The sequence below is a fragment of the uncultured Ruegeria sp. genome, from assembly GCF_947497005.1.
Lineage (GTDB): Bacteria > Pseudomonadota > Alphaproteobacteria > Rhodobacterales > Rhodobacteraceae > Ruegeria.
In genome coordinates, this window is record NZ_CANMFF010000001.1 from 106,425 (window position 1) to 119,575 (window position 13,151).

The following is a 13,151-nucleotide window of genomic DNA, read 5'->3' on the forward strand; positions in this document are numbered from 1 at the left end:
TGGACAAGGCAGATATAGAAAGACACACGGCCCGGCCCTTGTTCGTTCTCGCCAATGTGATGAGAGAACATGCCAACGTGAAGACGCCGGAACAAAAAAAGACGCCTCGGATGAGACGCCTTTGTTCTTATTGATCCAGGAAGGAGCGAAGTTTCCGTGACCGACTGGGATGCTTCAACTTCCGCAGCGCTTTCGCTTCGATCTGGCGAATACGTTCGCGGGTCACGCTGAACTGTTGACCGACCTCTTCCAGAGTGTGGTCGGTATTCATGCCGATACCAAATCGCATCCGCAGAACACGTTCTTCACGCGGCGTGAGCGACGCCAGAACCCGGGTCGTGGTTTCCTTGAGGTTTTCCTGAATGGCGCTGTCCAAAGGCAGCACCGCATTCTTGTCCTCGATGAAATCGCCCAGTTGGCTGTCTTCCTCGTCGCCAATCGGGGTTTCCAGAGAAATCGGTTCCTTGGCGATCTTCATCACCTTGCGAACCTTTTCCAGTGGCATCTGCAGCTTTTCGGCCAGTTCTTCCGGCGTCGGCTCGCGACCGATTTCATGCAGCATCTGGCGACCGGTCCGGACCAGCTTGTTGATCGTCTCGATCATGTGCACCGGAATACGGATTGTCCGCGCCTGATCCGCGATGGAGCGCGTGATCGCCTGACGAATCCACCAGGTCGCATAGGTCGAGAACTTGTAGCCGCGGCGGTATTCAAACTTGTCGACCGCCTTCATCAGGCCGATGTTACCTTCTTGAATAAGATCAAGGAATTGCAAGCCACGGTTCGTGTACTTTTTGGCAATCGAAATAACCAGACGCAGGTTGGCCTCGACCATTTCTTTCTTGGCCTGCCGCGCCTCTTTCTCGCCCTTTTGTACCTGCTGAACGATACGGCGGAATTCAGAGATATCCAAGCCAACATACTGGCCAACCTGAGCCATATCGTTGCGCAGTTCCTCAACTTTGGCGGTTGAGCGTTCGATGAACATCTGCCAGCCCCGGCCCGGCTTTTCAGCCATCTCGGCCAGCCAGTTCGGGTCCAGTTCGCGGCCACGATAGGCGTCGATGAACTCACGGCGGTTGATGCGCGCCTGATCCGCCAGCTTCACCATTGAGCTGTCCAGCGACATAACGCGGCGGTTGATGCCATAAAGCTGGTCGATCAACGCTTCGATACGGTTGTTATGCAAATGAAGACCATTCACCAGCTCAACAATCTCGGACCGTAGCTTCTGATAAGTTGCCTCGTCTTTTTCGCTGAAGGTTCCGTCTTCGTTCAAGGTTGCCGATATACGGCTGTCCTGCATTTCTGACAGCATCGAGAAGTCGGTCGAAATACGTTCCAACGTGGTCAGAACCTGATCCTTCAGCGCTGCTTCCATAGCAGCAAGGGACATGTTGGCCTGATCGTCTTCGTCATCATCGTCGTCATTGCTCAGCGGGTTGCCGTCGGCATCCAGCTCGGGGCCGGTATCCTTGGCAGGTTTCGCGGCCTGAACAGCGGATGCGTCCACAACAGGTTCTTCGACATCACCGTCTTCATCCAACTGGTTGCCAAAGGTGGTTTCCAGATCGATGACATCCCGCAACAGAATATCTTCGGACAGCAATTCGTCGTGCCAGATGGTGATCGCCTGGAAGGTCAGCGGACTTTCGCACAGACCCGCAATCATCGTGTTGCGACCGGCTTCGATCCGCTTGGCGATGGCAATCTCGCCTTCGCGGCTCAGCAGTTCGACGCTGCCCATCTCGCGCAGATACATGCGGACGGGGTCATCTGTACGATCCAGCTTTTCTGCACCGGCACCCGCCAGCGCAACCTCACGGTTGCTTTCCGCGGCAACCAGTTCGGTCGAGCCTTTGCTCTCTTCTTCCTCAGCCTCTTCATCTTCGATGATGTTGATGCCCATCTCGGACAGCATCGACATAACGTCTTCGATCTGTTCCGAGCTGACTTGATCAGGCGGCAGCACCTGATTGAGCTGGTCGTAGGTGATATAACCTTTCTCGCGGGCCTCGGCGATCATCTTCTTGACGTTGGCCTGGCTCATGTCCAGCGAGATTTCCTGTTCCTGCTCGTCGGATTTGCGGTCTTCGTTCGTATCCTTGGCGGCCATTCAATGCTCCTGCAGGGATGGGTGATTCGTTTGAACCGAATCATTAGCGCGTTGAAGTGATTCGACCACCCGTTTACCCGTTTTTCTTTTCCAGTGCCTTACGAAAACACCACTTATCGACGTTTCCGCTCGAATTTGATACCTGACATGATTGCCGCAAACGCGTCTTTCTCGTCACGATTGATTCGCGCGCCGTTGTCGGCCACATCGAATACGGCCCGGTCTTCGTTCTGGCTGCGGCTTGTACGGTTGCGCTCTTCGGCGGCTTGCGCCAGCCGATACGTCAACGCCTCATCAGCCAGATCGGACAGTTCCTCTGCAGCTTCGGCAATCTCGGCATCCAACCCCCGGAGCGCTTTGATTTTCGCGAGTTCCTCGGCCAGTGTCATTTCGGCCTTTTCAACGTCGCCCGGTTTGAACACACAGGGGATGACTGCCACATGGCGAAGGGTCAACAGGTTTTCAAGGGCGTCGGGACCCATTGCTGCGATAATGTGTTCTTTCAGGTTTTCCGGGTCATCAATCGCGTGACGCAAAATCGCTTCGCGCAATGCTGCGTGATAGGGATCGTGGCAATCCATTTCTTCCAGTTGATGTTCGAACTGAACAACAACCTTGGGATTCAGAATTGATATCGCCAGAATAGCGGCTTCGCGCAGTTGGATGTCCGCGTTTTCGGATGAGGCCAGAAACGAACTGCGCGCGCCCGGCGTCGCGGGCTGAGGCTGGGATTTCCACTTGCCACGCGGTTGCCATGTCCTGCTTTGTTGTTGGCGCTGAGGACGGAACAGTTGCCAACGCAGATCCTTTATCTCTTGCCCATAGTGAGACCGGATTGACGGATCGCGGATCAGCTTGATCTTGTCCCGCAAGGACTTGTCCAATGCAGCTTTACGTTCAGGGCTGTCAAAAACCCGGCCCTCGGTCTCGCGCTGCCATAACAGCTTGACCATCGGAAGGGCGCCTTCCAGCACGGCTTGAACAGCACCCGGCCCTTCGGCGCGCAAAAGATCGTCGGGGTCTTTTCCTTCGGGCATCAGCGCAAATCGCAGTGACTTGCCTGCTTCCAACAACGGTAACGCCAAATCGACAGCACGCATCGCGGCGCGCAATCCTGCTGTATCTCCATCCAGTGCGATGATCGGCTCATCCGAGATCCGCCAGAGCATTTGCAACTGGTGCTCGGTGATTGCCGTTCCCAGAGGCGCGACCGATGCGCCAAAGCCTGCTTCAGCCAGCGCAATCACATCCATATACCCTTCGGCGACGATCAGCGGCTGCCCCTTGCCGGCCGCCTGACGTGCTGGGCCTTGATTGTAAAGACTGCGCCCTTTGTCGAAAAGTTCCGTCTCGGGCGAGTTCAGGTATTTCGCATTGTCGTTCGGATCCATCGCCCGGCCACCAAACGCAATGCATCGCCCGCGCGTATCGCGGATCGGGTACATGATCCGGTTGCGGAACGTGTCATACGGCTTTTTACCCTTGTTCGAGGGCTTGGCTAACCCGGCCCCAAGGATTAAATCCTCTTCGACGCTCTTTCCGCGCAGGTGATCCCATAAGCCTTGCCAACCGTCGGGGGCAAAACCGATCTCCCATCGGTCCAGCGCTTGCGAGTCCAGCCCCCGGCGGGTCAGATAATCTCGCGCCAGCGCCCCTGCCCCGGTCTTTAGCTGCAAGCGAAAGAACTGCGCCGCTTGCTCCATTACGTCGGCCAGTTGCGTGCGGCGATCCTGTTTTTCCTGTGCCTTCGGATCACGTGCTGGGATCGGCATCCCGGCTTCACGGGCCAGAATTTCGACTGCTTCCAGGAACGAAACGTTCTCGGTGTCTTTCACGAAGCTGATTGCATCGCCCTTGGCCTGACAGCCGAAGCAGTAGTAAAACCCCTTTTGGTCATCGACATGGAACGAGGCTGTCTTCTCATGATGGAAGGGGCATGGCGCCCACATGTCACCCTTGCCCTGATTGGACTTGCGCTGATCCCACATGACCTTACGCCCGACGACCTGAGACAAGCTCAGCCTGGTGCGCAATTCATCCAAAAATCCGGGGGGCAAAGACATTGGTCAAACCTGCCAGAAATGAATACGCGCGCCAAGGGGATGACGCGCTTATCCACAAGGAAATGCGACAGCTGTGGATTATTGCTGCAGACACAGCTCCAGCCATGCCGCACCCAAATCCTTTTTACGCACATCGCGCATCTTTTGCTCGTAGACCCATGGCGTGATCAGCGGGACCGCAGCGTTATAGTTCTCGGGCCATGTTGGGCCGCTGTCTGCCACGGCTTGTACAACATCGCGTTCCTTCACGCGATCCAGCCGCGCTTTTTGAACAGCAGCCACGACATCAGCCTGATACTTGCAGCTTTCTTCCTTGGTTTCCTGAGCGGCCAAAGGAGTGGCCAGAAAAGCCGCGACAAAGGCGATACGCAACATAGAGTTCTCCGGGATTCGTTACTTTGGTTTTGTATTACCCGCCAAACTAATCGGCCGCCATAAACATTCAAGCGGCAGAAAATTCAGGCGGGGCCAACAGATCGCCCCGCCTGCGCGCTTCAGAGACCTTTGGCGCGATAGCTTGCGGCTACGCGGTCAATGGCCACGATATACGCCGCCGTGCGAAGGTCTTCGACATCATCACGGCTGTGCCACACCTCTTGCATCGACTGATAGGCAATGCGCATTGTGTCGTCGAGACCCGAGCGCACCAGCTCAAGCTCATCCGCACCCTTGAGATATTTTGCCTTGAAGTCCGGCGACATCGACCATGCGTCACCCAGATACCGGTCTAGCCGCTGCAACTCGCTGACGATCAATTCATGCCGTGCCTCTTCCTGGCGGCGCTGCATCCGACCGAAACGAATGTGGCTGAGGTTCTTGACCCATTCGAAATACGAAACCGTCACACCGCCTGCATTGGCGTACATGTCGGGGATGATAACGGTCCCCTTCTTGCGCAGAACCTCATCCGCGCCGGCGGTGACCGGGCCATTCGCCGCCTCAATGATCAGCGGCGCCTTGATCCGATCAGCATTGGACAGGTTGATGACACCCTCCAAGGCAGCCGGGATCAGGATATCACATTCGGCCTCCAACACACTTGAGCCTTCTGCCGAGTGCGTCGCGTCGGGATAATCCTTCACGCCGCCATGCTTGACGATCCACTGGCGTACAGCTTCGACATCAATGCCGTCAGGATTATACAGCGCCCCATCCCATTCGATGATCCCCACAATGCGCGAGCCATCTTCCTCGCTCAGGAATTTCGCGGCGTGATAGCCCACATTGCCAAGCCCCTGCACAACCACGCGTTTGCCGTCCAGTTTGCCTGACAAACCCGCCTTCTGGATATCTTCAGGATGACGGAAAAACTCGCGCAGAGCATATTGGATACCGCGCCCGGTTGCCTCGACCCGCCCTGCGATGCCGCCAGCGTTCAGCGGTTTACCCGTCACACAGGCGCGTGCGTTGATATCGGTGGTGTTCATTCGTGCATATTGGTCAGCCATCCAGGCCATTTCGCGTTCACCCGTACCCATGTCGGGCGCCGGAACGTTTTGCGACGGGTTGATCAGATCCCGTTTGGCAAGCTCATATGCAAAGCGTCGTGTGATTTGTTCCAGCTCGTGCTCTTCGTATTTCCGCGGGTCAATGCAAAGCCCGCCTTTCGACCCGCCAAATGGCGTTTCGACAAGGGCGCACTTGTAAGTCATCAGCGCGGCCAGAGCTTCGACCTCGTCCTGGTTCACCGCAGTGGCATAACGAATACCCCCCTTGACCGGCTCCATATGTTCGGAATGCACAGACCTGTATCCGGTGAAGGTATGGATCTCGCCACGTAGCCGCACGCCAAATCGCACCGTGTAGGTTGCGTTGCAAACCCGGATTTTCTGCTCCAGCCCCGGCGGCAGTTCCATCAGGGCCGCTGCCCTGTTGAACATTAGGTCAACACTTTCGCGAAAGCTTGGTTCTTGGATGCCAGTCATAAAATCCTCCGTACCGCTAAATGACGAAACGTCATGACGTTTTGTCGCACCACTCAAGGCCAGCTGCAATCAAACAATGCACTTTTTTTCATCATCCTCTTCACAGCAGCATGATCGCCTGCCGATGAGTCGCTCAACCCGGTCAAACACTTAAGAGATTGTCCTCATTTCATCGACAGACCAGGGGAAAAGGCGCAAATTATGCCCCTTAAGTGCGCAAAAAGGCCAAAACCAAGCCCTTTTCGCCTAATTCACGCCACGTTTGAAAACTAAATTTAACCCAAATTACTTTTCTTTGTCGCACGAATTCAATGTGCGAAGCGGAGTCATCAAAATGATAAAATTCTCGCTTCATTACGACGGTTCGAAGCCGAAGCGCAAGATTTCCTGGTTGCGGCGGTTTGCCAAAAAAGAAGACGGCACATTTACTATTTTCGTGCTGTTCATGTTGGTCCTGATGCTTGCAATCACTGGCATGGCTATGGATGTCATGAAGTATGAACGCGACCGCGCAAGCCTGCAGTCGACACTCGACCGCGCGGTGCTTGCAGCTGCAGACCTCGACCAGAAGCTGCCGCCGTTGGAAGTGGTCGAAGCCTATATGGAAAAGGCCGGACTAGGTCATCTTGAAAAGACCGTAACCGTGGTTGAGGGGTTCGGCTCCAGGAAAGTGGCCGCAACGGCAGATGCAGTTGTTCCGACGCGCTATCTGAGATTCGGCAAAGTCACTGAATTGGGTCTTGTTGCCGGCAGCGCTGCTGAAGAATCTATTGGCTCGGTCGAAATCTCGCTTGTTCTGGATATGTCAGGCTCGATGACAAGATCTTCTGCGACGTCCGGAAAGTCGAAAATCGAAGTACTCAGGGACGCCGCCAAGGAATTCGTCACACTGATGCTCGAGAAAACAGGGGAAACAAAGATCTCGATGTCGATTATCCCCTACGCGACTCAGGTCAACGCAGGTGAGGACATCCTGGGCAAATTCACGAATGTCACGTCAGAGCATAATTATTCGCATTGCGTAAACTTCACTTCCGGGCAATTTGGAAATGTGACGCTTGACCCGCAAGGTTTCTATCAACGTACCGGGCATTTTGATCCGTGGAGATATAATAGCGCAACTGTAAATGGTGTGCGCACCGATGGTGAACAGAGCCCTGCCTATTTCGTGTGCCCGGTACGCGCTGGCAGTGAAATCACAGCCGTAACTGACGACGTTAACTACCTGCATCAACGCATTGACGCACTTACCGCCAGTGGTAACACGTCCATTGACTTAGGTATGAAATGGGGCGTCGGCGTTTTGGACCCCAATTTCCAACCTGTTATCAACGATTTGGCGGCAGAAGGTAAGGTTCCTGCGAAATTCGCTGTACGTCCGGAAGCCTTTGATTCAGACGTGCTGAAAATCGTTATCGTCATGACCGACGGGCAAAACACCACTCAATACATGCTGGATCCGTCGGTTCGCAGTGGCCAAACAGAGGTCTGGTTTAACCCCGAATACGACCGGGGTAACGGAGAAAAGGGTGAATACAGCGTTCGCTATAGCCGCAACCCTGACCGCTGGGTTTGGATGCAGCACACCGAAAACAACGGTGGAAGCTATGTCACGTCCGATCACCCCTTCGGCAACCCAGATAATGAAAACCCGGCAAACGAAGAGATCGGAACCGCTGTTCGCCTGACCTATCCCGACCTTTTCAATCTGGCATCACTGTGGTGGAACGCCAAAAACAACTTCTACTGGCAGAGCAACCACGAGAATACATGGTACTATAACCTGCGGGATTCTGTGGGTTCGTCTACCAAAAACTCGCGCACGGCCAATATCTGTGGCGCAGCCAGAGACAAGGGCGTCATCATCTACGGTATCGCCTTCGAAGCCCCGACCAGCGGCCTGAACACCATCAAAAACTGCGCGAGCTCGCCAAGCCACGTATATGACGTAGACGGTCTGGATCTGGAAAAAGCATTCGAGTCCATTGCGTCGTCGATCCGCAAACTGAGGCTGACCCAATGATCCGTAAGACGCTGGCCAAGCTCCGGCCTTTCAAACGATCCGAGGCCGGGAACGCGACGATTGAGTTTGTCATGCTCGTTCCGTGGTTCCTGGCGCTTCTTGTGGCCGGTGGTGAACTATCGATCATCACGATGCAGCACGCTGCACTGGAACGTGGCGTAGACCTGATCGTACGGGATATTCGACTGGGCACAGGTACCAACTGGGATCATGACGAGATCAAAACCCGTATCTGCGATGTTTCCGGCATTCAGGACTGTGATGGCAACTTACGGCTGCAAATGGTCAAACAGGACGCATTTCAGGGTATTACACTCTCGGACCAGATCCCCTGCACCGACAGTTCTGAAGATCCAAAGCCCGTGCTTGACTTCAAAAGCGGGCAATCCAATGAGCTGATGATCTTGCGTGCCTGCTTGCGCATTGATCCGGTTCTCGAAACGTCGGCCATTGCAAAAGTCGTCCCTGACGGGTCCGGCCACTATGCAGTGACCGCAACGACAGCATTCGTACAGGAGCCGATTTAAGATCATGACTGTACTCAGAAATTTGAAAAACCGCATCAATGCTTTTAAGACCGACGAAAGTGGAATTCTGACGGTTGAGGCCCTCATGATTTTTCCGCTGATGCTGTGGTCGATCACGTTTACGTTCACCGCCTTTGAGGGGTTTCGTCAAAGTGCGTCCAATCTTAAGGCGGCCTACACAATCAGTGACCTAGTCTCGCGTGAAACAAACGAGGTCACTGATGTGTACTTCAACTCGCTGCACGACTTGGCGGGTAAAATGATCAACAATCGGTCTGACGTGAGAATGCGGGTCTCGCTGATCGAATACGATGAAGACAACGATGTCCACGAAGTGCGTTGGTCAACCGTGCGCGGCTTTGACAATGAATGGAACAATAACAATATTCAGGAAATCAAAGATCGCCTGCCGCCGATGCCCAATACAGACACCCTCATTCTGGTCGAAACATCCAACGAGTACATCCCGACGTTCAGACCTGGTTGGGATTTTGCGACAGGAATCACATTTGAGAACTTCATTTTCACCCGCCCGCGCTTTACCAACAGAATCTCCTGTAATTTAGCAATGACCCCGTTCGTCTGCGATAATACTGGATAGAACCTCGGACATGAACTTGGCTTCGGCGGCAGACGTCATGCCGCCCACGCCGATCCGGTAACCGACCCGCCACCACAGCCCCGGGGCCCACCGGTTCGCCGCTTTGTGCCGCGTACGAACTAAAAAACCGTTTGACGGTTTAAACGCGAACACTCCACGATCCACGACTTCTATGTCGGCGGTTTCAGCGATGACCTGACCTGACCCAGTGCGCAATTCCGTTGGCGTAAGCTCTATATAATCCTCGGTTGCCCGCCAGACGCTAAGAGCCAGCCAAAGAGAAGCCCCGCCAACGGCAAACAAAAACACTTGCCACACCGGCTCCGGTGGCGATACCAGAGCAACATAGGTGACCAAAGCCCCGACCGCCGCCAGCATCCCTACCCCAGCCCATCGTCTGGGGGATGATGCCCGTATCGTTGCCAGAACCTCGTCCTGCATGGTTGCCTCCTGTCTGTTTCATTTCGATGTAACCGCTCCGTACCAGAAACAACAGGGGCTAAACTTCCCTGCATTTTCGCACAGGGACGGTGGGATCATGCTAATTGACTGCAAATATGCAGGGGTTACATGCTGATCGAATGAACCGGAGGCCGTAATGTCCCTAAGACCCACACTGGAAACACGCAAAGCTGTCCCCACAATGGAAGGGGCTGGCGTCAAACTCCACCGCGCGTTCGGATTTCAGGACCCGTCCGAGCTTGATCCCTTTCTGCTGTTCGACGATTTTCGGAACGAACGGCCTCAGGACTATCAGGCCGGTTTTCCCTGGCATCCGCATCGCGGGATCGAGACGATTACCTATGTTCTGGCCGGATCGGTCGAACATTCGGATTCGCTGGGCAACACGGGCACCTTGGGGGTTGGGGATGTGCAATGGATGACCGCCGGATCAGGTATCCTGCATCAGGAAATGCCGAACGGAAACGCCTCGGGTCAGATGCACGGGTTCCAGTTGTGGGGCAACCTGCCCTCGGACCAGAAAATGACCGCCCCGCGCTATCAGGATGTTCAAAGCAAGGATATCCCCGAGATCACTGACGACGATGGCACGACAGTTCGGGTAATTGTCGGCGAGTTCTGGGGTAAATCCGGCCCTGTGGACGGCATTGCGGCAGACCCGCAATATCTGGATATCACTGTCCCCGCAGGTGTCAAAAAAACGTTTCGCATCGACACCTACCGCCGCGCCTTTGCCTATGTGTTTCAAGGTCAGGCGGCCTTTGCAGACGCATCACAGCCGACAGGAGTGCTGCTGGAAAAAGAGGTCGCCGGGCAAGAGATGAATATCCGGGATATGTCGGGCGACCGCACCCTTGTCCGTTTTGGCACGGGGGACGAAATCACCGTTCAGGCTGGCGCGCACGGCGTGCAGTTTCTGCTGATCTCGGGGGCTCCGATCGATGAACCCGTCGCGTGGCACGGTCCGATAGTTATGAATACGCAGGCCGAACTGGAACAAGCCTATCGGGACCTGCGCAACGGGAACTTCATTCGTCCTGCACACTGATACTGTGACGGCCTGATCCTGTCAGGCTGTCACTGCCTTATGCACCATGTTCCAATATATCTGCTCGACCTCGTCCAACGACAGTCGACCACCGGACCGGTACCAGGTCATCACACCATTAAGCATGGCAATTACTCCAAGCGTCGCGATCTTGGTGTCCGAAATCGCAAATTGCCCGGCCTGCTGCCCTGTGTCGAGGATGCTTTCCAGCGCATTTTCGTATTGACGCCGAAGGTCTTCGATTTCGGCGAAGTTTTCAGGTGAAAGGTTGCGCAATTCCATATAGGCGATGAAGACCTCATCAGGTCGTTGCAAATGGAAACGGATGTGAAAACCTACAAACCTACGCAATGCCTCTTGCGCGTCATCGCAACGCTCCAACGCATCAAGCGCTGAAAGCAGGTCCTGCATATGTTCGCGCATCAATCGGTAAAGCAAGCTCTGCTTGTCAGGCGTGTAGTTGTATAACGCCCCTGCTTGAACGCCGACCTCTTTTGCGATCTGTCGCATCGAGACAGCCGCATACCCGTGGCGGGCAAACAGGTTCAGTGCCGCCTTACGGATGCGAGGTCCTGTTATGTCGGAATGAGAGCCTTGAGTTCGTGCCATTTACCCACCGTATCTGAACAAACGTTCATATAGAACCCCGCTTGATCGACACCGGTAAAAGGTGCATCACGATGGGACGAGTGACATCAAAAAGCGTACAACATGAAACTGCTGCCTGTTCTGCCTCTTTTTCTTCTGTTTGCCGGATGCGCAGACATTCCCGAACTTGAAGGAAGTGAACCAGCTTCGGTAAGATCGGCAGCCTACCCGCGCCTTGTCCCGCTGCAGGAAACGTTGGGGCCCTCAATAGACCCAATCAGCCAGGCCGCCGTGGTGGAAGAAGATCTGACGCAGCGCAGTGAGGCGTTGGCAAAAAAAGCGCAAGCGCTGCAAAATGCGCAAACAAACTAAAGCGTGAAATTTCAAGTCCACAATCCCTCGGTGACGGATTGCACCCTCGGCCTGAACCCGCTAATGCAGCGCTGATCGGACAAGCGTCCGAATTCAGGTAAATTTCGAGCGGAAAGGAACCCACGAAATGACACAGGCGCTGCGGCTGGGAATTGCGGGCTTGGGAACTGTCGGCGTGGGTGTCGTCAAGATTGTCCGACGTCATGCTGAGATGCTGAAGGCACGCACGGGCAGATCGATTGAGATCGTGGCCGTATCCGCGCGGGATCCGAACAAGGACCGCGGCGTGAACCTGGCGGATTATGCCTGGGAAACCGACCCGGTTGCGTTGGCGAAACGCGACGACATCGACGTCTATGTCGAGCTGATGGGCGGCGAAAACGGCCCCGCCAAAGCCTCAGTCGAAGCTGCGCTGGTCAGCGGCAAGGACGTCGTCACCGCCAACAAGGCTTTGCTGGCCATCCACGGGCAGGAACTGGCAGAACAGGCCGAAGCCGCAGGTCGTGTCATCCGGTTTGAGGCCGCAGTTGCTGGCGGTATCCCGGTGATCAAATCCCTGACCGAAGGGTTGGCTGGCAACGAAATCACCCGCGTCATGGGCGTGATGAACGGCACCTGCAATTATATTCTCACCCGAATGCAATCGCAACGTCAGGGTTATAACGCCCTGTTCGATGAATGCGCCGAGCTTGGGTATCTTGAGGCCGACCCCAATCTGGATGTGGGTGGCATCGACGCCGCGCATAAACTGGCTTTGCTGGCCTCGATTGCTTTTGGCACCAAGCCTAATTTCGACGGTATCGAAATCGAAGGTATTCAGCAGATCAGCCTCGACGATATCGATCAAGCAGAAGATATGGGCTTCCGCATCAAGCTTCTGGGCGTAGCGCAGCGCACCGCGCGCGGTCTGGAACAGCGTATGCAGCCCTGTCTTGTGCCCAGTGACTCGCCCTTGGGTCAGTTGGAAGGCGGCACCAATATGGTGGTGATTGAAGGTGACGCGGTCGAGCAGGTTGTTCTGCGTGGCCCCGGCGCAGGCGAAGGGCCGACAGCCAGCGCCGTGATGGGCGACGTCTGCGATCTGGCGCGCGGGCTGCAAATCCCGACTTTTGGCCGACCTGCCACATCGCTCGAGACCGCAGCTCCCGCGGTCACTGGCTTGCCAGCGCCTTATTACCTGCGACTAGGGCTGCTGGACAAACCCGGCGCACTGGCAAAGGTTGCGGCCATTCTGGGCGATGCAGGTGTCTCGATCGACCGAATGCGCCAGTATGCCCACGCTGAAAGCACAGCGCCTGTACTGATCGTCACGCACAAAACCACCCGTGCCGCACTGGACGTCGCACTGGACGGTTTCCGCGAAACAGATGTGGTTGCAGGCGCCCCTGTTGCATTGCGAATTGAAGAGGTTTGACCTTGCGGCCTG

Annotated in this window: 12 protein-coding genes; 6 read left to right on the top strand and 6 right to left on the bottom strand. The window is 55.3% G+C overall.

Going from position 1 to position 13,151, the window contains the following annotated elements:
• Positions 1-127: 127 nt before the first annotated feature.
• The 4 genes from rpoD to Q0816_RS00590 form a co-directional block, all read right to left on the bottom strand.
• Complete coding sequence (gene rpoD / locus Q0816_RS00575; RefSeq protein WP_298846301.1) at positions 128-2,116, bottom strand: RNA polymerase sigma factor RpoD; 1,989 nt, start codon at positions 2,114-2,116, stop codon at positions 128-130.
• A gap of 113 nt (positions 2,117-2,229) precedes the next feature.
• Complete coding sequence (gene dnaG / locus Q0816_RS00580; RefSeq protein WP_298846304.1) at positions 2,230-4,179, bottom strand: DNA primase; 1,950 nt, start codon at positions 4,177-4,179, stop codon at positions 2,230-2,232.
• A gap of 78 nt (positions 4,180-4,257) precedes the next feature.
• Complete coding sequence (locus tag Q0816_RS00585) at positions 4,258-4,554, bottom strand: hypothetical protein (protein ID WP_298846307.1); 297 nt, start codon at positions 4,552-4,554, stop codon at positions 4,258-4,260.
• Positions 4,555-4,673: 119 nt separating this feature from the next.
• Positions 4,674-6,104 (bottom strand): Glu/Leu/Phe/Val dehydrogenase, encoded by a 1,431-nt coding sequence (locus Q0816_RS00590; protein ID WP_298846309.1) that lies wholly within the window; start codon positions 6,102-6,104, stop codon positions 4,674-4,676.
• Between the two features lie 334 nt (positions 6,105-6,438).
• Between Q0816_RS00590 and Q0816_RS00595 the strand changes: the two genes are divergently transcribed.
• Genes Q0816_RS00595 through Q0816_RS00605 form a run of 3 tightly spaced genes read left to right on the top strand, consistent with a single transcriptional unit; the run spans position 6,439 to position 9,255 of the window.
• A complete protein-coding gene (locus tag Q0816_RS00595; protein WP_298846312.1) occupies positions 6,439-8,127 on the top strand; it encodes a TadE/TadG family type IV pilus assembly protein in 1,689 nt (562 codons plus the stop codon).
• A complete protein-coding gene (locus Q0816_RS00600; protein WP_298846314.1) occupies positions 8,124-8,654 on the top strand; it encodes a TadE/TadG family type IV pilus assembly protein in 531 nt (176 codons plus the stop codon). Before Q0816_RS00595 ends, Q0816_RS00600 begins: the two co-directional genes overlap by 4 nt.
• Positions 8,655-8,658: 4 nt before the next feature.
• The gene (locus Q0816_RS00605) at positions 8,659-9,255 is read left to right on the top strand and encodes a hypothetical protein (protein WP_298846316.1); all 597 of its coding nucleotides are present in this window, start codon (positions 8,659-8,661) and stop codon (positions 9,253-9,255) included.
• Here Q0816_RS00605 and Q0816_RS00610 read toward each other — a convergent pair.
• Positions 9,217-9,696: a hypothetical protein gene (locus Q0816_RS00610; RefSeq protein WP_298846318.1), complete on the bottom strand. Its 480-nt coding sequence runs from the start codon at positions 9,694-9,696 to the stop codon at positions 9,217-9,219. The genes Q0816_RS00605 and Q0816_RS00610 overlap by 39 nt on opposite strands.
• A 157-nt stretch (positions 9,697-9,853) precedes the next feature.
• Here Q0816_RS00610 and Q0816_RS00615 point away from each other — a divergent pair, with 157 nt between their 5' ends.
• Positions 9,854-10,765, top strand: coding sequence for a pirin family protein (locus Q0816_RS00615; RefSeq protein ID WP_298846319.1), 912 nt, complete (start codon positions 9,854-9,856; stop codon positions 10,763-10,765).
• Between the two features lie 21 nt (positions 10,766-10,786).
• Here Q0816_RS00615 and Q0816_RS00620 read toward each other — a convergent pair whose 3' ends face one another.
• Positions 10,787-11,374: a TetR/AcrR family transcriptional regulator gene (locus Q0816_RS00620; RefSeq protein ID WP_298846321.1), complete on the bottom strand. Its 588-nt coding sequence runs from the start codon at positions 11,372-11,374 to the stop codon at positions 10,787-10,789.
• A gap of 102 nt (positions 11,375-11,476) precedes the next feature.
• Here Q0816_RS00620 and Q0816_RS00625 point away from each other — a divergent pair, with 102 nt between their 5' ends.
• Together Q0816_RS00625 and Q0816_RS00630 are read left to right on the top strand one after the other, a co-directional pair.
• Positions 11,477-11,725 (top strand): hypothetical protein, encoded by a 249-nt coding sequence (locus Q0816_RS00625; RefSeq protein WP_298846323.1) that lies wholly within the window; start codon positions 11,477-11,479, stop codon positions 11,723-11,725.
• A gap of 127 nt (positions 11,726-11,852) precedes the next feature.
• The gene (locus tag Q0816_RS00630; RefSeq protein WP_298846325.1) at positions 11,853-13,139 is read left to right on the top strand and encodes a homoserine dehydrogenase; all 1,287 of its coding nucleotides are present in this window, start codon (positions 11,853-11,855) and stop codon (positions 13,137-13,139) included.
• Positions 13,140-13,151: the final 12 nt, after the last annotated feature.